General features: G+C 71.7%; 20 protein-coding genes. 17 read left to right on the plus strand and 3 right to left on the minus strand.

Going from position 1 to position 18,217, the window contains the following annotated elements:
* Window position 1: 1 nt before the first annotated feature.
* Together ybaK and QM779_RS04260 are read right to left on the minus strand one after the other, a co-directional pair.
* Complete coding sequence (gene ybaK / locus QM779_RS04255) at window positions 2–484, minus strand: Cys-tRNA(Pro) deacylase (protein WP_428532086.1); 483 nt, start codon at window positions 482–484, stop codon at window positions 2–4.
* The gene (locus QM779_RS04260) at window positions 484–1,221 is read right to left on the minus strand and encodes a DUF554 domain-containing protein (RefSeq protein ID WP_428532089.1); all 738 of its coding nucleotides are present in this window, start codon (window positions 1,219–1,221) and stop codon (window positions 484–486) included. Before QM779_RS04260 ends, ybaK begins: the two co-directional genes overlap by 1 nt.
* 90 nt (window positions 1,222–1,311) lie before the next feature.
* On the opposite strand from QM779_RS04260, the gene hisD reads away from it, so the two are divergent.
* From hisD to QM779_RS04300, 8 genes are all read left to right on the plus strand, one after another.
* A complete protein-coding gene (hisD, locus tag QM779_RS04265; protein ID WP_428532092.1) occupies window positions 1,312–2,622 on the plus strand; it encodes a histidinol dehydrogenase in 1,311 nt (436 codons plus the stop codon).
* Window positions 2,619–3,707, plus strand: coding sequence for a histidinol-phosphate transaminase (locus QM779_RS04270; RefSeq protein ID WP_428532095.1), 1,089 nt, complete (start codon window positions 2,619–2,621; stop codon window positions 3,705–3,707). The genes hisD and QM779_RS04270 overlap by 4 nt, the downstream gene beginning before the upstream one ends.
* Window positions 3,704–4,318, plus strand: a complete 615-nt coding sequence (gene hisB, locus QM779_RS04275) for an imidazoleglycerol-phosphate dehydratase HisB (protein WP_428532098.1) — start codon at window positions 3,704–3,706, stop codon at window positions 4,316–4,318. The genes QM779_RS04270 and hisB overlap by 4 nt, the downstream gene beginning before the upstream one ends.
* The gene (hisH, locus tag QM779_RS04280) at window positions 4,315–4,947 is read left to right on the plus strand and encodes an imidazole glycerol phosphate synthase subunit HisH (RefSeq protein WP_428532101.1); all 633 of its coding nucleotides are present in this window, start codon (window positions 4,315–4,317) and stop codon (window positions 4,945–4,947) included. Before hisB ends, hisH begins: the two co-directional genes overlap by 4 nt.
* Window positions 4,948–4,978: 31 nt before the next feature.
* On the plus strand, window positions 4,979–5,710 hold the full coding sequence (gene priA, locus QM779_RS04285) for a bifunctional 1-(5-phosphoribosyl)-5-((5-phosphoribosylamino)methylideneamino)imidazole-4-carboxamide isomerase/phosphoribosylanthranilate isomerase PriA (RefSeq protein ID WP_428532104.1): 732 nt from the start codon (window positions 4,979–4,981) through the stop codon (window positions 5,708–5,710).
* Window positions 5,703–6,515, plus strand: coding sequence for a GNAT family N-acetyltransferase (locus QM779_RS04290; RefSeq protein ID WP_428532107.1), 813 nt, complete (start codon window positions 5,703–5,705; stop codon window positions 6,513–6,515). The genes priA and QM779_RS04290 overlap by 8 nt, the downstream gene beginning before the upstream one ends.
* A gap of 119 nt (window positions 6,516–6,634) precedes the next feature.
* The gene (locus QM779_RS04295) at window positions 6,635–7,987 is read left to right on the plus strand and encodes a GH25 family lysozyme (protein WP_428532110.1); all 1,353 of its coding nucleotides are present in this window, start codon (window positions 6,635–6,637) and stop codon (window positions 7,985–7,987) included.
* A 321-nt stretch (window positions 7,988–8,308) separates the two neighbouring features.
* Entirely contained in the window at window positions 8,309–8,764 is a 456-nt protein-coding gene (locus tag QM779_RS04300) for a hypothetical protein (RefSeq protein ID WP_428532113.1), read from the plus strand.
* 40 nt (window positions 8,765–8,804) lie between these two features.
* On the opposite strand, the gene QM779_RS04305 is transcribed toward QM779_RS04300, so the two are convergent.
* Window positions 8,805–9,893, minus strand: coding sequence for a lipoate--protein ligase family protein (locus tag QM779_RS04305; RefSeq protein WP_428532116.1), 1,089 nt, complete (start codon window positions 9,891–9,893; stop codon window positions 8,805–8,807).
* A 67-nt stretch (window positions 9,894–9,960) separates the two neighbouring features.
* Here QM779_RS04305 and QM779_RS04310 point away from each other — a divergent pair, with 67 nt between their 5' ends.
* The 9 genes from QM779_RS04310 (at window position 9,961) to QM779_RS04350 (ending at window position 18,201) form a co-directional block, all read left to right on the plus strand.
* Window positions 9,961–10,728 (plus strand): YebC/PmpR family DNA-binding transcriptional regulator, encoded by a 768-nt coding sequence (locus tag QM779_RS04310; RefSeq protein WP_428532119.1) that lies wholly within the window; start codon window positions 9,961–9,963, stop codon window positions 10,726–10,728.
* A 97-nt stretch (window positions 10,729–10,825) separates the two neighbouring features.
* Window positions 10,826–11,416: a crossover junction endodeoxyribonuclease RuvC gene (gene ruvC / locus QM779_RS04315; protein WP_428532122.1), complete on the plus strand. Its 591-nt coding sequence runs from the start codon at window positions 10,826–10,828 to the stop codon at window positions 11,414–11,416.
* Window positions 11,413–12,012: a Holliday junction branch migration protein RuvA gene (ruvA, locus tag QM779_RS04320; RefSeq protein ID WP_428532125.1), complete on the plus strand. Its 600-nt coding sequence runs from the start codon at window positions 11,413–11,415 to the stop codon at window positions 12,010–12,012. The genes ruvC and ruvA overlap by 4 nt, the downstream gene beginning before the upstream one ends.
* 24 nt (window positions 12,013–12,036) lie before the next feature.
* Window positions 12,037–13,089, plus strand: a complete 1,053-nt coding sequence (gene ruvB, locus QM779_RS04325; RefSeq protein ID WP_428532128.1) for a Holliday junction branch migration DNA helicase RuvB — start codon at window positions 12,037–12,039, stop codon at window positions 13,087–13,089.
* A 106-nt stretch (window positions 13,090–13,195) separates the two neighbouring features.
* Window positions 13,196–13,663 (plus strand): preprotein translocase subunit YajC, encoded by a 468-nt coding sequence (gene yajC, locus QM779_RS04330; RefSeq protein ID WP_428532131.1) that lies wholly within the window; start codon window positions 13,196–13,198, stop codon window positions 13,661–13,663.
* 16 nt (window positions 13,664–13,679) lie between these two features.
* Window positions 13,680–15,398 carry a protein translocase subunit SecD gene (gene secD / locus QM779_RS04335; protein WP_428532134.1) on the plus strand — a complete coding sequence of 573 codons (1,719 nt, stop codon included), beginning with the start codon at window positions 13,680–13,682 and terminating at the stop codon, window positions 15,396–15,398.
* A complete protein-coding gene (secF, locus tag QM779_RS04340; RefSeq protein ID WP_428532137.1) occupies window positions 15,398–16,579 on the plus strand; it encodes a protein translocase subunit SecF in 1,182 nt (393 codons plus the stop codon). Before secD ends, secF begins: the two co-directional genes overlap by 1 nt.
* Before the next feature lie 3 nt (window positions 16,580–16,582).
* Window positions 16,583–17,125 (plus strand): adenine phosphoribosyltransferase, encoded by a 543-nt coding sequence (locus QM779_RS04345; RefSeq protein WP_428532140.1) that lies wholly within the window; start codon window positions 16,583–16,585, stop codon window positions 17,123–17,125.
* Entirely contained in the window at window positions 17,125–18,201 is a 1,077-nt protein-coding gene (locus QM779_RS04350) for a potassium channel family protein (RefSeq protein WP_428532143.1), read from the plus strand. Before QM779_RS04345 ends, QM779_RS04350 begins: the two co-directional genes overlap by 1 nt.
* Window positions 18,202–18,217 lie beyond the last annotated feature (16 nt).

Consider the following 18,217-nt stretch of genomic DNA (forward strand, 5'->3'; position numbering starts at 1 on the left):
CTCAGCGGGCGATGTCCGCGAAGCGGGCGCCCACGGCCCGCGCGAGGTCCTCGGGGGAGAGCTCGACCTGGAGGCCGCGGCGTCCGGCGGAGACGTAGATCGTGTCCCACAGCTGCGCGGTCTCGTCGATCACGGTCGGCAGCAGGTTCTTCTGGCCCAGCGGGGACACCCCGCCCAGCACGTAGCCGGTGCTGCGGGCCACCAGCGCCTTGTCGGCCATGGCCGCCTTCTTCGCCCCGAGCGCTGCGGCGAGGTGCTTGAGACTGAGCTGGCCCGCGACGGGGACGACGGCGACGGCCAGGTCGGGCCTCGTCGCTCCGAGGTCGACGACGAGGGTCTTGAAGATCCGCAGCGGGTCGACACCCAGGGCCGTCGCGGCCTCGTCGCCGTAGTTCGTGGCGTCCGGGTCGTGGTTGTAGGGGTGCAGGGTGTAGGAGACCCCTGCCCGCGAGAGGGCGTCGGTGGCCGGGGTGCCGCCCGCCATCAGTGGAGCAGCCCGACGATCGCGACGATCGCGGGCGCGACGACCAGTGCGGGCAGCAGGTCGCCCACCGGAATCTGCTTGACCCCCATCAGCCGGATGCCGAGGCCGAGCAGGATCACCCCGCCCGCCGCGCCCAGCGCGTCGACCTGCGCGGCGGGCAGGAAGTTGCCCAGCGCGAACCCGAGCAGCGTGAGCAGGCCCTGGTAGAGCGCCAGCGGGAGCGCCGCGGCCATCACGCCGATGCCGAACGACGACGCGAACGCGATCGCGGCGAAGCCGTCCATCACAGCCTTCACCAGCAGCTGCTCCGCGCCGTGGCCGAGACCGTCGGACAGCGACCCGAGGATCGACAGCGGGCCTACGCAGAACACGAGGGTCGAGGTCACGGCGCCCTCGACGAACCGGCCGCCCTCGGTGCGGGACGCGAACCGGTCGTGGAGCAATTCGGCTCCCCGGTCGAGCCGCTTCTCGATCTGGAGCAGCGACCCGGCGATGCCGCCGATCAGGAGCGCGCCCAGCACGACCAGCAGGCGCCCGTCGGTGCCGACCGCGGCCCCCAGCGCGTCCGAGATCCCGGACGCGACCGCTCGCGCTCCGAGGACGAGGGTGAACAGGCCCAGGGTCGTGGTGACGAGGTCGCGGGTCCGCTCGGGCAACCGGTGCCCGACGAGGACGCCGAGGCCTGCGCCGGCGACCACCGTGACGACGTTGACCACGGTCCCGAACCCGATGAACATGGCGGTAGTCAACCATCCCCGTGGCTCCGCTCCTGCCCACGAACCGCCGGCGAGAACCGGTCCCCGTCCGCCGGCCCATAGAATCGGCGGGTGCTGAGAACCATCGACCTGCGCGGCACCCGCCCGCTGGACTACCGCAGCGTGCTGCCGCGCGCGGAGTTCGACGTGGACGCCGCGGTGGCCCAGGTGCGTCCCATCGTCCAGGCCGTCGCCGAACGCGGCGCCGAGGCCCTCGCCGAGTACTCGCAGCGCTTCGACCACGTGGTCCCGCAGCACTTCCGCGTCCCCGCCACCGCGCTGGCGGACGCCGAGGCCGGGCTCGCTCCCGAGGTTCGGGCGGCCTTCCTCGAGGCCATCGCCCGGCGCCGGAAGGTCGCGCAGGCCGAGGCGGTCGCCGGCCCCGTGCACGTCGAGCTGGCCCCCGGTGCGGTCGTGGAGCAGCTGCTGGTGCCGGTGGGTCGCGTGGGACTCTATGTTCCGGGCGGTCTCGCGCCCCTGGCGTCCAGCGTCCTCATGAACGTCATCCCCGCCCAGGTCGCCGGCGTGCCGTCGATCGCCGTGGCGAGCCCGCCGCAGGCGGACTTCGGCGGGCTGCCGCACCCGAACATCCTGGCCGTGTGCCACCTGCTCGGCGTCGAGGAGGTCTACGCGGTGGGTGGCGCCCAGGCGATCGCCATGTTCGCGCTCGGCGTGCCGCGCGTCTGCGACCGCGTCGACCTCGTCACCGGCCCCGGCAACATCTACGTCGTGGCGGCCAAGCGGCTGTTGCGCGGCCGGGTCGGCATCGACTCGGAGGCCGGGCCCACCGAGATCGCGATCCTGGCCGACGACACCGCCGTGCCGAGGTTCGTGGCCGCCGACCTGATCTCCCAGGCCGAGCACGACCCGATGGCCGCCTCGGTGCTCGTCACCGACTCGCTCGCCCTCGCCGGGGCCGTGCAGGCCGAACTCGGGCCCCAGGTGGACGCGACGAAGCACGCCGAGCGGATCCGGACCGCGCTCGGCGGCCCGCAGTCGGCCGTCGTGCTGGTGGACGACCTCGACCAGGGCGTTGCCGTGGTGGACGCCTACGCCGCCGAGCACCTCGAGGTCCAGACCGCCGACGCGCGCGCCGTCGCGGCCCGCGTCCGCAACGCCGGGGCCGTCTTCGTCGGCTCGTACTCACCCGTCTCGCTGGGCGACTACAGCGCCGGCTCCACCCACGTGCTGCCCACTGCCGGCTGCGCGTGCCACTCCTCGGGGCTGAACGTGCACAGCTTCCGCAAGCAGGTGCACGTCATCGACTACTCCGAGGCCGCGCTGCTGGAGGTCGCCGGGGTGGTGGAGACCTTCGCCGCCGCCGAGGACCTGCCTGCCCACGGCGCCGCCGTCACGGTCCGGCGCCAGGAGGCCCCCCGATGAGGCCGGACGTGACCCTGGCCGAGCTGCCGCTGCGGCCGGAACTGGTGGGGGAGAAGCCCTACGGGGCCCCCCAGCTCGACGTGCCCGTGCGACTGAACGTGAACGAGAACCCGTACCCGCCGAGCGCGCAGGTGCGGGCCGAGATCGGGCAGGCGTTGGCCGCGTCCGCGCTGAACCGGTACCCGGACCGCGAGGCGCTGGGCCTGCGCATGGCGCTGGCCGGCTACCTCGGCCACGGGGTGCGCCCTGAGCAGGTCTGGGCCGCCAACGGCTCCAACGAGGTGATGACCCACCTGCTGCAGGCCTTCGGCGGTCCGGGGCGCGCTGTCCTGAGCTTCACCCCGACGTACTCGATGTACCCGGAGTACGCGCGGAACACCCACACCCGCTACGTGACCGCGCCGCGGGCGACCGACTACACGCTCGACGCCGCGACCGTCCTCGGCGCGATCGAGGAGCACCGTCCCGAGGTGGTGGTGATCACCACCCCCAACAACCCCACCGGCACCACCACGCCGCTGGCCGTCATCGAAGAGGTCCTGTCGGGCACCGACGCGATCGTGGTCGTCGACGAGGCGTACCAGGAGTTCGCCCGGCACCCCGAGCGGACGGCGGTCACGCTGCTCGGCCGGTTCGGCAACCTGGTGGTGTCGCGCACGATGAGCAAGGCGTTCGCGCTGGCCGGCGGACGCGTCGGCTACCTCGCGGCGTCCCCGGCGATCGTGGACGCGTGCCGGATCGTCCGGCTGCCCTACCACCTGTCCGCACAGACCCAGGCGGTCGCGGAGGTCGCGCTGCGGCACGCCCCCGAACTGCTGGCGAAGGTGGACGAACTGCGGGCCACCCGCGACGAGATGCTCCTCCGCCTGCCTCAACTCGGGGTCGAGGTGATCGACTCGGATGCCAACTTCTGCCTGTTCGGCCCCTTCGCCGACCGGCATGATGTCTGGCAGCGGCTGCTGGACCGCGGCGTGCTCGTGCGCGAGACCGGGCCGACGGGGTGGCTGCGGGTGACCGCGGGGACGCCGGCCGAGACGCAGGCGTTCTACGACGCCCTGACCGAAGTGCTGGAGGAGATCCGATGAGCGACCGGGTGGCCGTGCGGGAACGTCGCACGAGCGAGTCCGAGGTGCGGGTGGCCCTGAACCTGGACGGGACGGGGCGGACGAGCATCAGCACCGGCGTCGGCTTCTACGACCACATGCTCACCGCGCTCGGCACGCACTCCCTGATCGACCTCGAGGTCACCACCAGCGGCGACGTGCACATCGACGGCCACCACAGCATCGAGGACACCGCGATCGTGCTCGGCCAGGCGTTCGCCGAGGCGCTGGGCGACAAGGCCGGCATCCGCCGGTTCGCGGACGCGACCGTCCCGCTCGACGAGGCGCTCGCGCACTGCGTCGTCGACCTCGCCGGCCGGCCCTACGTCGTGCACACCGGGGAGCCGGAGGGTCAGCAGTACGCGCTGATCGGTGGCTCGGGCGTGCCCTACGCGGGCTCGATGACCCGGCACGTGGTCGAGTCGTTCGCGCTGCACGCGCAGATCTGCGTCCACCTTCGCCTGCTGGCGGGACGCGACCCGCACCACATCGTGGAGGCCCAGTTCAAGGCGCTGGCCCGGGCGCTGCGGGACGCGGTGGCCATCGACCCACGGATCGCCGGCAGGGTGCCGTCGACGAAGGGCAGCCTGTGACGGCGCCCCGCGTCGTGGTCCTCGACTACGGGTCGGGCAACCTGCACTCCGCGACCAGGGCCCTGGCCGCGGCCGGGGCGAACGTGGAGCTCACCGCGGACGCGGACGCCGCGCTCACCGCGGACGGCCTGGTGGTGCCGGGAGTCGGCGCGTTCGCGGCGTGCATGGACGGGCTCGTGGGCGTGGGCGGCCCGGAGATCATCCGGGCGCGGCTCGCCGCGGGCGCCCCGGTGCTGGGCATCTGCGTGGGTCACCAGGTGCTCTTCGACCTCGGGGTCGAGCACGGCGCCAGGGCCGCCGGCGTCGGCGTGCTGCCCGGCGTGGTCGAGCAGCTCGACGCGTCCCCGCTGCCGCACATGGGGTGGAACACGGTCTCCCCGCCGTCGGACACCGCGATGTTCGCCGGCGTGGAGGGCGAGCGGTTCTACTTCGTGCACTCGTTCGGCGTCCACGCCACCTCCGGGTGGCCCGCGGATGCCCGGATCACCTGGGCCGAGCACGGTGGCGACCGGTTCATCGCCGGTGTCGAGCAGGGCCCGTTGTGGTCCACGCAGTTCCACCCCGAGAAGTCCGGGGCCGCCGGCGGACGCCTGCTCCGCAACTGGGTCGCCACGCTCCCACCGGCCTGAGCCACTACCCGTCCCTTCCTGGAGAGGAACCATGAACGATCTCGTGCTGCTGCCCGCCGTCGACGTGCAGGGCGGCCAGGCCGTCCAGCTGACCCAGGGGGTGGCCGGGTCGGAGAAGGTGTTCGGTGACCCGCTGGCCGCCGCGCGGCGCTGGCAGGACGCGCGCGCGTCGTGGCTGCACCTCGTCGACCTCGACGCGGCGTTCGGACGGGGCAGCAACGCGGAGGCGATCGCAGCCATCACCGCGGCGATGGACCTCAACGTCGAACTGTCGGGAGGGATCAGGGACGACGCGAGCCTGGCGCGGGCGCTGGCGACCGGCTGCCGCAGGGTGAACATCGGCACGGCCGCGCTGGAGAACCCCGAGTGGTGCGACCGGATCATCACAGAGCACGGCGACCGGATCGCCATCGGCCTCGACGTCCGTGGCACCCGGCTGGCCGCCCGTGGCTGGACCAGGGAGGGCGGCGACCTGTGGGAGACGCTCGACCGGCTGAACGCGGCCGGCTGCGCACGGTACGTGGTCACCGACGTGGCCAGCGACGGCATGCTCAGCGGCCCCAACCTCGAGCTGCTCTCCGAGGTCTGCGCACGCACGGACGCGCCGGTCGTGGCCAGCGGCGGCGTGACCACCCTCGACGACCTGCGGGCGCTGCGCGCACTCGTCCCGCTCGGCGTGGAGGGGGCGATCGTCGGCACGGCGCTGTACGTGGGGAACTTCACGATCGCCGAGGCGTTGGAGGCCTGCGCCGGGAATGCCTGAGGCCACGCTGCTCGCGCTGCTGCTCCGCGCGCACGACGACGAACTCCGCACGGACGCGGAGTTCTCCGGCGCGGAGGACGTCCGTCGGATCGGCCCCGTGTGGCTGGGCAGGTTCGGCACCAGGGGCTTCGCGAGCTACCGGGACCTCGCCGGAGTGGACGGCGCGGACCTCGACCGCCTGATCGGCGAGGTGGTCCACGCGTTCGCGTCCGACGCCCGCGTGGAGTCGTTCGAGTGGAAGACCCGCGGTCACGACCGGCCCGCCGACCTGGCCGCCCACCTCGCGGTGGCGGGCCTGGCCGCGCAGGAGGCCGAGACCGTGATGATCGGCGAGGCGAACGCGCTGGCCGCGTCCGTGGCTCCGGTGGCCGGGGTGGTGGTCCGCAGGGCGGTGGAGGGCGGCGACCTCGCCGCGGACGTCGCGTCCGTGGGACGCCTGCACCGGGAGGTGTTCGGCCCCGGGTCGCCGAACGTCGACGAGCAGGTGCTGCGGATGCTGGCCGCCCAGCGGGCCACCGAGGAGCTGTGGCTCGCGGAGACCGGCGGTGAGGTGATCGGCGCAGGCCGGCTCAGCCGCGTCCCCGGCACCCGGTTCGCGGGCCTGTGGGGCGGGGCGATCGCCGAGGGCCATCGCCACCGGGGCATCTACCGGGCGCTGACGGCCGCCCGCGCCCGCTCCGCGCTGCGGATGGGCGCGGAGCTCGTCTACGCCGAGTGCACGGAGTTCAGCCGCCCGATCCTGGCCCGCTCGGGGCTGGTCGCGGTCACGACGACCACGCCCTGGTTGTGGCGGCGGCCCGCGTGAGCCCCGTCCGCGTCATCCCTGCACCCGTGGTCGAGCTATCGGCTGCCCGCCCGGCCCCGGACGGGACCTCCGCATGGCACCGGGTTACGATCGCCGGGACCCGGCGGGCAGCGTCCCGCATGCCAAGGACGAAGGCCCGAGAACTCGTGACCCACCTCGTGAAGCGCATCCCCAAGGCTGTCGCCGTCGCACTGTTCGGCTCGGTGATGGCCGCCTGCACGCTGTCGACGCCGTCGCCGTCGCAGGCCGCCGGCGCGCCCGCAGCGCATGCGGTGGGCGGCGTGCTGGCCGCCACCGCACTGCCGGCAGCGGTCGTCCAGACCAGCATCACCAGCGAGCCGTCGAGCGCGAAGGTGGGCAAGTACGGCACGACCACGGTGGCGACCTTCGCGGTGAAGGCCGCCGGGACGTCCCTGGCCTACAAGTGGCAACACCGCGCGGGCAGCGGCTCGGCCTGGAAGTCGGTCTCCGGGGCGACGTCGCGCACCTACAAGGCGAGGGCTTCGGTGTGGGCCAGCGGCACCCAGTTCCGCGTGGTCGTCACGGGCAAGCTCGGCAAGGACGTGTCGAAGACGGTGACGCTCACCGTCCTGAAGCCGACGAAGACGCCGGCGAAGGACGCGGAGAAGGCGTTCGGGCTGACCGGGCTCACGCAGGGCGTCGACCTCTCCGCCTACCAGTACACGCCGTCGGCGAAGATCGACATCAAGGCCGTCGCCGAGTGGGCGGGCGACGACGGGTTCACCCTGCTGCGGCTGGGCAGCGGGGCGCGTCCGATCGCGCAGTCCTACGTGGACGCCTGCACGAACAAGACGAAGAAGATGGGCGCGAAGCCGGTGACGCAGGACTGCGCGTACGCACGGCTCGCCGACAAGGCCACCGCCGCAGGGTTGTCGCTGGGCCACTACTGGTTCAACGGCTGGATCGACTCGATCGACACCACGAAGAAGCAACTGTTCGCCGGCGGCTACACCACCGAGGACTCCGCGAAGCAGTTCGTGGCCTGGCTGAAGGCCGACGGGCACTACACGAAGGCGAGCACCGATCCGCTGGTGCTGGACATCGAGGCCGGCCACGCCTGGACGCGCACCTACAACGGCAAGACCTACACGAAGAAGCTGCGGGCGTGGAACCCGGAGGAGGCCGCCGCGTTCCTCACCGCCGTCCGCACGCTGCTGACCGACGCCGGCTACCACGCGAACCTGTACGTCTACATGAGCGCGAACGCCGCATCGAAGATGGTCGACGGCGCCTATTACTGGCAGGACGTCGCCCCGCTCGCGCGGCTCTGGGTCGCCTCCTGGGGCACGGACAACGGCCGGATCCCCGCGGCGCAGCCGAAGGTGGGGCCCTGGGCGGACTACGACGGCTGGTCGATCTGGCAGTACACCAGCAACGCCCGCTTCTCCGGCTCCGGCGTCGGCGCCCTCGACGGCGACATCGCCGCGTCGGGCGCCTGGACGGTGCGCTGACGCTCGGCTGACGCCCGGCTGAGGTCGGCTGACGGCCCGGCCACCGCGTCCACCCAGCGCGTCCGTCCACCGCAAAGTGGACACATTGTCGCGAGTTCACCGCACGAGGGTCCACCTTGTGCTGGCGACGGGTCCCGTCCACGACAAGGTGGACGCTTTGTTGCGAGTTCGCCGCACGAGGGTCCACCTTGTGCTGGCGACGGGTCCCGTCCACGACAAGGTGGACGGTTTGTCGCGAGTTCACGGCACGAGGGTCCACCTTGTGGTGGACGCGCTCGCGCGGCTCGAAGCCGTGTCAGACCCGGCTCCCACACTGGGGGAATGGCAACACAGCACACAACGAGGGAACGGTTCAGCTGGATCAGCACGATCAGCCTGAACCACGTGTATCGAGGCATCGCGGGCGGCTTCATCGAGGCCGACGACGGTGCGCACAGCCGGCTGGAACGACTCCAGGCCGGCGACCGGATCGCCTTCTACTCTCCGCGCACGGACCATCCGGACGGTGATCCGCTGCAGCAGTTCACGGCGTGGGGCGTGGTCACGGGCGCGGAGGCCGCGCGGGTGGAACTCGGCCGGGGTCCCCACCCGTGGCGCAGGGCGGTGCGGTACGAGCCGTCGGTACCGGTGCCGGTCCGGGAACTGGTCGACCGGCTCGGCTTCGTCCCCGACGCCACCCACTGGGGGCTGCCGTTCCGCCGCGGCCTGTTCCGGATCCCGGACGCCGACTTCGACGTGATCGTCGAGGCGATGGGGGCGGCCCGCCAGGCGGCCTAGGCGCGCGAGGAGCGCGACCGGGTTCGGCCCGCCGCCCCGGTCACGGGACGCGGGCCGTCCACGCGGGGTCGAGGAACTTGGTCCGCGCGAGCTCTCGTGCGGCGCCGAGTTCCTCGGCGGTGAGCGTGTCGTCGACGGTGCGGTACTCGCGGCGGAACGTGGCCTGGAACGAGGCGATCACGTCCTCGCGGGGCAGGTGCGTCTGCGAGCGCACCGGGTCGACGCGCTTGTTCGCGCTCTTCGTGCCCTTGTCGGACAGCTTCTCCCTGCCGATCCGCAGCACCTGCAGCATCTTGTCGGCGTCGATGTCGTAGGCCATCGTCACGTGGTGCAGCACGGCGCCGCCGACGAAGCGCTTCTGCGCGGCGCCGGCGAGCTTGCCCACGGGGGACGCGATGTCGTTCAGTCCCGCGTAGTGGGCCTCGACACCCACCTCGCCGAGCGCCGTCAGCACCCACTCGTCGAGGAACGCGTAGGACGCCTCGTAGCTCATCCCGTCGACGAGGGTCTCGGGCACCACCAGGGAGAAGGTGATGCAGTTGCCCGCCTCCATGAACATCGCGCCGCCCCCGGAGACCCGGCGGACCACCTGGATGCCCAGCGCCGCGGCGGCTTCGGCGTCCACCTCGTTGCCCAGCGACTGGAAGGACCCGATCACGACAGCGGGGTTGCGCCACTCCCAGAAGCGAAGGGTGGGCCCCCTGCGGCCGGCCGCCAGCTCACGGGACAGCACCTCGTCCAGCGCGGCGTGCTCGGCCGGGTCGAGGATGCCGGTCTCGAGGAGGGTGAAGGTGTGGTCCGACCAGTTGGTCGACCGTCCCAGCGCCCGCCGGACGGCCATCGCCACCGCGCGGGAGTCGAAGCCGACCATGGTCACCGGCAGGCTGATCGCGCCCTCCGCGCCGGCCCGGGCCAGCTGGTCGTCCACGCGGGCGGCGAGCTCGGACGGCACGGTGGCGACGTTCAGCCCCTCCAGTGCGTTGTCGATCACGGCGAGCGCCTCGTCGGGTTCGAGGAAGAAGTCCCCGCTGACCCTGACCTGCGCCAGGTGGTCGTCGACGACCTCCAGGTCCGCGGCCACCAGCTTGCCGCCCGGTACCTTGTACTCCCCGTGCACCCGCTCGCTCATGGTCGGCAGACTAGGTGGCCTAGACTGAGGCGCGCAAAAGCCACCAGCGACGACGGACGGGTAGTACATGAGCGGTCACTCCAAGTGGGCCACCACCAAGCACAAGAAGGCGGCGATCGACGCCAAGCGCGGCAAGCTGTTCGCCAAGCTGATCAAGAACATCGAGGTGGCGGCCCGCACCGGCGGCGCCGACCCGTCCGGCAACCCCACCCTGTACGACGCGATCCAGAAGGCCCGCAAGAACTCGGTGCCGGTCGACAACATCGACCGCGCGGTCAAGCGCGGTGGCGGCGTCGGCGGTGACGCGGTCGACTACATCTCGCTGATGTACGAGGCGTACGGCCCCTCGGGCGTGGCGCTCCTGATCGAGTGCCTGACCGACAACCGCAACCGCTCCGCGTCCGACGTGAAGGTCGCGGTCACCCGCAACGGCGGCACCATGGCCGACGTCGGCTCGGTGTCCCGCATCTTCGACCGCAAGGGCGTCGTCGAGGTGGCGAAGGCGCAGGCCGGCCGCACGCTCAGTGAGGACGACCTCCTCGAGGCCACGCTGGACGCCGACCCCGAGGACGTGTCCGACGACGGCGAGAACTTCCGCGTGATCAGCGACCCGAACGCCGTCGTGGACGTCCGCAAGGCCGTCCAGGCCGCCGGCCTCGACTACGAGTCGGCCGAGGTCGAGTTCGTGCCCCAGTACACGCAGGCGATCGACACCAAGGAGGCCGCCGAGAAGCTGTTCAAGCTGCTCGACGCGATCGAGGACCTCGACGACGTGCAGAACGTGTACAGCAACGGGGACGTCCCCGACGAGATCGGCGCCCAGCTGGAGGAGTGACCGCGCAGGACGTCGGGTGGCCCGGCGTGGCAGCAGCCGCGCACGGGCCCGGCGCCGCTAGTATCCGAACAACTGTTCGGACGGCGGAAAGCGGGAGATGCGCGTACTCGGAGTCGATCCCGGCCTGACCCGCTGCGGCGTCGGGGTGATCGAGGGGACGCCCGGCCGACCGCCGCGCCTGGTCGCGGTCGGCGTGATCACCACCCCCGCCGACCTGGCCCTCCCGCTGCGACTGCTGCGGATCGAGGAGGGCCTCACCGAGTGGGTGCACGAGCACCGACCGGAGGTGGTCGCCGTCGAGCGGGTGTTCGCCGACCAGAACGTGCTCTCGGTGATCGGGACCGCGCAGGCCTCAGGGCTGGCGATGCTCGTCGCCGCCAGGGCCGGCCTGCCCGTCCACACCCACACTCCGACCGAGGTGAAGGCGTCGATCACGGGGTCGGGACGCGCGGAGAAGGCCCAGGTCGGCGCCATGGTCGCGCGCATCCTCAAGCTGGACGCGCCGCCCCGTCCTGCCGACGCCGCGGACGCCGTGGCGCTCGCGATCTGCCACCTGTGGCGGGGCGGTGGCGAGGGCCGGATCGCCGAGGCGGTGGCCCGGCAGGAGCAGGCCCGCCAGCGGGCGCTCGCCCGGCAGGAGGAGGCCCGACAGCAGCAGGCACAGGCCCGGCGGAAGGCGACGGCATGATCTCCCAGCTCACCGGCACGGTCGCCGCCGTCGGCGGCACCTGGCTCGTCGTCGACCTTTCCGGTTTCGGCGTGAAGGCCCTGTGCACGCCCTCCACCGCGGGCTCGGTGACCGTGGGGCAGGCCGTCACCCTGTACACGTCGCTGGTCGTCCGCGAGGACTCCCTCACGCTCTACGGGTTCGCCGAGCCGGGGGAGCGGGACTGCTTCGAGCTCGTCCAGGGTGCCACCGGCATCGGTCCCAAGATCGCGCAGGCCGTCGTGTCGGTGTTCACCCCCGGCGAGTTCCGCGCCGCGGTGGCAGGCAGCAACATCGCCGCGATCACCCGGGTGCCGGGGATCGGCCCCAAGGGCGCCCAGCGGCTCGTCCTCGAGCTCAAGGACAAGGTGGCGATCCTCGCGGGAACGGGGAGCCCCGAGGTGGTCGCCGCCGCCGGCGACTGGCGCGAGCAGGTCCGCGCAGGGCTGGAGGGCCTGGGCTACTCGAGCAGGGACGCGGAGTCCGCCTGCGACCAGGTGGCGCCGCTGGCCGCCGACAAGCCGGACACCCCGGTCGCCGTCCTGCTCCGCGCGGCACTGCGCAGCCTGGCCCGGTGAGTGGTGTCTGGCAGAGTGTCCGACGTGCCGTCCCCTGAGACCGATCCGCTCGACCCGTACGTCCACAGCGACGAGCAGGCCGCCGAGTCGGCCCTGCGTCCGTCCTCGCTGGCCGAGTTCGGCGGGCAGCGAAGGGTCAGTGACCAGCTCGGCCTCGTCCTCGCGGCGGCCCGGCACCGCGGCGCGACGCCCGACCACGTCCTGCTGTCGGGTCCGCCGGGGCTGGGCAAGACGACGCTGGCGATGATCATCGCCGCGGAGATGGGCGCCCCGATCCGGATCTCGTCCGGCCCCGCGATCCAGCACGCCGGCGACCTCGCGGCGATTCTCTCCGGGCTGAGCGAGGGCGAGGTGTTCTTCCTCGACGAGATCCACCGGATGTCCCGGCCTGCGGAGGAGATGCTCTACCTGGCGATGGAGGACTTCCGGGTGGACGTGGTCGTGGGCAAGGGCCCCGGGGCCACCGCGATCCCGCTGGACATCCCGCGGTTCACCCTCGTCGGCGCGACGACCCGCGCCGGGCTGCTGCCCGGACCGCTGCGGGACCGGTTCGGCTTCACCGCGCAGCTCGACTTCTACGCCGCCGCCGACCTGGAGCACATCCTGCGGCGCTCCGCCGTCCTGCTCGGCATCACACTGGACGCCGACGCCGCCACCGAGATCGCCTCGCGCTCGCGGGGGACGCCACGGATCGCGAACCGGCTGCTGCGCCGCGTCCGCGACTACGCGCTGGTCAAGGCGGACGGGCGGCTCACCCGTGGGGTCGCCCGCGCCGCGCTCGAGCTGTACGAGGTGGACCCGCTCGGCCTGGACCGGCTCGACCGCGCCGTGCTGGACGCGCTGTGCCGCGGCTTCGGCGGCGGCCCGGTCGGCCTGACCACCCTCGCGCTCGCTGTCGCGGAGGAGGCCGAGACGATCGAGGAGGTCGCCGAACCGTTCCTGGTCAGGGAGGGCTTCCTGATGCGGACGCCGCGGGGCCGCGTCGCCACCCGGCGGGCCTGGGAACACCTCGGGCTGACGCCGCCCGCGGCGACGGGCACCCCGCCGGACGCGCCCGACCTGTTCAGCGGCGAGTGAGGATCCGGCGGCGGCGTCAAATGGGTATTCCCAGCTTGCGGCGCTAGGCTACGACTTCGGCGGCACCGCCGCCCCACCTACTTGAATGAACGTGAGGTAATCGCCAATGGGCGACAACATGTGGTCGACCGTGCTCCTGTTCGTCCTGATGGGCGCGGTGCTGTACTTCCTGATGATCAGGCCGCAGCAGAAGCGCCAGAAGGAGCAGAAGGACCTGATGGGCTCCCTCGAGCCGGGCTCGCGCGTCATGCTGATCTCCGGGATCATCGCGACCGTCAAGTACCTCGGGGACAAGCAGGCCGTGGTCGAGATCTCCCCGGGGGTCGAGATGACCGTCGACAAGCGTGCGATCAGCCCGCAGCCGGTGACCGACGAGTTCGAGTACGCCGACGACGACGCGGAGCCGACGGACGTCTCCACCGAGCCCGTCGTGGTGCCCGACGACGCGTCCTCGCTGACCGGTCCGGTCGTCACCGATGCGACGGACCCGACCACCGTCGACCCCGCGCCGGAGGCCACCGAGACCACCTGGGACACCCCGGGCACCGACGCCCCCGGCACCGACAAGAACTGAGCGATTTAGGCTTCACGTGGCTACGACAAGCAGGAAACACGCGCACCCGCTGCGCACGCTCATCCTCCTCGCACTCGTCATTGCGGCGCTGTTCGGGGTGATGGCCTGGAACAACATCTGGACGCCGAAGCTCGGCCTGGACCTCCGTGGTGGCAGCACGATCACCCTCACCGCCTCCAACGTCAGCGGTGACGGCACCGTGGACGCCAAGAGCCTCGAGCTCGCCCGGACGATCATCCAGCAGCGCGTGGACTCGATCGGTGTCGGCGAGAGCGAGGTGACCACGTCGGGCGACCGCCAGATCGTGGTCTCGGTGCCGAACGTCCAGCAGGACGAGTTGGTCCAGATGGTCGGCAAGACCGCCCAGCTGTACTTCCGCCAGGTCTTCAAGCAGGAGGCGTCCACCGGCACGGCGACGACGGAGCCGACCGCGACCGCGTCCGCGGAGGAGCCGACGGCGACGGCCTCGACCGAGCCGACGGCGTCCGCACAGCCGACCGCCACCGCGTCGGCCGAGCCGACCGCGACGGCGTCCAGCACCGGCAACAAGCGGCCGATGCCCGCGCTGCCGACCCCGGTGGCCAGCCCCCGCCCGACCGTGGCGGCAACCCCGGCGGCGAGCCTGACCGACCTGCTGAAGTACACCCCGAGCGATCGCGACACGAGCGAGTTCGACGCGTTCCAGTGCGGCCAGACCAGCCCGACCCCGGACGTGACCGACCAGCCGCTGATCACCTGTGACGACACGAACACCTACAAGTACCTGCTCGGCCCCGCACTGATCAGTGGCCAGCAGGTGACCAAGGCGCAGGCCGCGGTCCCGCAGAACTCGGTGTCCTACGTCGTCACCCTGCAGTTCAACAGCCAGGGTGCGGCCGACTTCGCCACCGTGACCGGCCACCTCGCCGAGCAGACCAGCCCCGAGAACCAGTTCGGCATCGTGCTGGACGGCCAGGTGATCTCCGCGCCGTCGGTGAGTTCGACCATCTCCGGCGGCCAGGCCCAGATCGAGGGCAGCTTCACCCAGGCCAGCGCCACCCAGCTGGCGAACGTGCTGACGTACGGCGCGCTGCCGCTGTCCTTCGAGATCTCCAGCGTGGAGAACGTGTCGGCCAAGCTCGGTGGCGACCAGCTGCAGGCGGGCATCATCGCCGGCCTGATCGGCCTGGGTCTGGTGCTGCTCTACAGCATCCTGTACTACCGGGGCCTCGCCCTCGTGGTAACCCTGTCGCTGGTGGTGGCCGGCGCCCTCACCTGGGCGCTGATGGTGCTGCTGGGGTTGAGCATGGGCTTCGCGCTGAACCTGCCCGGCATCGCCGGTGCCATCGTGGCGATCGGCGTGACGGCCGACTCGTTCATCATCTACTTCGAACGAATACGCGACGAGGTTCGTGAGGGACGCAGCCTGCGCACGGCGATCGAGACCGGGTGGCTCCGGTCCCGCAAGACGATCCTGGCCGCCGACTCCGTGTCGCTGCTGTCGGCGATCGTGCTGTTCGTGATCGCGATCGGCTCGGTGAAGGGCTTCGCCTTCACCCTCGGCCTGACCACCGCCATCGACATCGCCGTGGTGTTCTTCTTCACCAAGCCGATGATGACGCTGCTCGGCCGGACGAAGTTCTTCGGAGAGGGCCACCGCTTCTCCGGCTTCGAGGCCGAGCACATGGGCACCAGCACGGCGCCACTGCACAACTCGCTGCGCAAGGGTGCGGCCACCGCGGGAGGGGAGGCGTGATGACCGACCAACTCACCGAGCCCACGGCGGCTCCGGCCAAGAAGCCGGGCATCGCGCACCGGCTGTACACCGGGGAGATCTCCTACGACTTCGTCGGCCACCGCAAGCGCTGGTACGTGATCTCGGGCATCGTGCTGCTGATCTCGATCGGTGCCCTGCTGTTCCGCGGCCTCAACTGGGGCATCGAGTTCACCGGCGGCGCGGAGTTCTCGGCCCCGACCACCGTGACCGCGGCTACCGTGGACGACGTCCGCGAAGCCGTCGCGGCGCTCGGCGTGGCGGGCGACGACCTGAGCGTCACCACGGTCGGCACCGACACGGTCCGCGTCCAGACCCAGCAGATCAACTCCGAGAGCAACGTCACCGAGGTCAAGGCGGCGATCGCCCAGGCGGTCGGCGCGGAGACCGACGACGTGGCCTACTCCCTGATCGGCGCGTCGTGGGGCCAGCAGATCTCGACCCAGGCGCTGATCGCCCTGGTCGTCTTCCTCGTGCTGGTGATGATCCTGATCTGGATCTACTTCCGCGAGTTCAAGATGAGCATCGCGGCCATCGTCGCGCTGCTGCACGACCTCGTGGTCACGGTGGGCGTGTACGCGCTGATCGGGTTCTCCGTCACCCCGGCGACCATGATCGGCGTCCTCACGATCCTGGGCTACTCGCTGTACGACACGATGGTGGTGTTCGACAGGATCCGCGAGAACACCCGCGACATCGCCCACTCCAAGCACACCTACTCCTTCCAGGCGAACTCCGCCCTCAACCAGGTGCTGGTGCGCTCGCTGAACACGACCGTGATCGGGGTGCTGCCGGTGGCGGCCCTGCTGTTCACCGGCTGGTTCATCCTCGGCACCGGTCCGCTGAAGGACCTGGGCCTGGCCCTGTTCGTGGGCATGATCGCCGGCGCCTACTCCTCGATCTTCATCGCCACCCCGCTGCTCGCGCAGATGCGGGAGTCCGACCCGGACATGCAGGAGCACCGCGAGCGGCTGGCCCGCCGCGAGGCGCGCGCCACGGAGAAGGCCGTCCGCAAGCCGACCAAGTCGGTGACGGTGGCGGTGGGGGACGCGGCGGCCACCCCGGTCGACCCGGCGACGCTCGGCCTGGTCTCGGCGAAGGACGTCCAGGCGGGGGCTCGCCAGCAGCCCAACCGCCAGTCGCGCAGCCAGCGCAGGAAGTAGGCCATGACCGCGCACGAGCAGAACCGGTCGCTGATCTCCTCGCTGATCAGGGACATCCCGGACTTCCCGAAGCCGGGCGTGGTGTTCAAGGACATCACGCCGCTCCTGGCCAGCCCGACCGGCTACCGGGCGGCGGTCGAGGAACTGGCCGCGAGCGCTCCGGACGGCATCGACGTGGTGGTCGGCATGGAGGCGCGAGGCTTCATCTTCGCCGGTCCGGTGGCCCTCGAGCTGGGGGCGGGCTTCGTCCCCGTCCGCAAGCCGGGCAAGCTGCCCGGTGACGTCTACACGCAGACGTTCTCGCTGGAGTACGGCGACGAGACGCTCGCCGTCCACACCGACGCGATCATGCCCGGCGCGAAGGTGCTGGTGATCGACGACGTCCTCGCGACCGGGGGGACGATCGGCGCGACGGCGGCCCTGATCAGCCGGCTGGGCGCCGACCTCGTGCACGTGTCGGTCCTGATCGAACTCGGCTTCCTCGGCGGCCGCGAGCGGCTGGAGGCGGTCGGCGTCCACGAGACCTCGGCGGTCCTGAAGGTCTGATGGCGTCGCCGCGGCCCCGTCCGGCCCGTTCCGGCATCTGGTCGGGACGGGCACAGGTGAGCCTGCCGAGCCGGGCCACGACGCCCGTCCGCGAGCTGCTCACCCGGGTCGCCGTCGCGCTCGGCCTGCTCCTGCTGCTCACGCTGATCGTCTACATCGACAGGGACGCGTACGGCGACCACACCGGTGGTGACGGCGTCGACTTCATCGACGCGCTGTACTACGCGACGGTCACGATGACCACCACGGGCTACGGCGACATCACCCCCGTGCCGCCGCACGCGCGGCTGATCAACGTCTTCGTCGTGACGCCGATCCGGATCGCCTTCCTGGTGCTGTTGGTCGGCACCACCGTGGAGGTGCTGGCCAACCAGGGCCGCCGCGCGCTGCGGGACTCGCGCTGGAGGAGGAAGATGCGCAACCACACCGTCGTCATCGGCTACGGCACCACGGGCCAGAGCGCCACCGCCGCGCTGCTGCGGGGATCGGTGCCCCCCGAGCGAATCCTCGTCATCGACGCCGACGCCCAGGCGGTGGCCGCGGCGAACCGGCACGGCCTGGCCGCCTTCGGGGGGGACGCCACCTCGCGCGAGCTGCTGCACCGCGCCGAGCTGCCGAAGGCCAAGGAGGTGATCGTCACCGTCGGGAGGGACGACACCGCGATCCTCGCCACGCTCACCGTGCGCCAGCTGAACCGCGGCGCCCATCTCGTGGTCGCCGTTCGCGACTCCCTGAACCTGCCCCTGGTCCGGCAGTCGGGCGCGGACGCCGTCGTCACGTCCTCGGACGCGGTCGGCCGGCTGATGGGCCTGAGCTCGCTGAGCCCGGAACTCGGGGAAGTCATCGAGGACCTGCTGTCCGCGGGCGAGGGCCTCGAGGTGGTCCAGCGGTTGGTGACCAGGGACGAGGAGGGCAGGCATCCCGACGAGCTCGAGGGCGAGAAGGTGCTGGCCATCGTCCGGAACCGAACGCTGCGGCGCTACTACGAACTCGGCACCGAGACCCTGCGCACCGGTGACGAGGTCGTCGTCGTGCGGAAGGCCGCAGGCGCGCCCCGGTCGCCGCGGGTAGAGTGAGCCTCCACTTCTCGAA

This window comes from Propionicimonas sp. (assembly GCF_049840635.1).
Lineage (GTDB): Bacteria > Actinomycetota > Actinomycetes > Propionibacteriales > Propionibacteriaceae > Propionicimonas.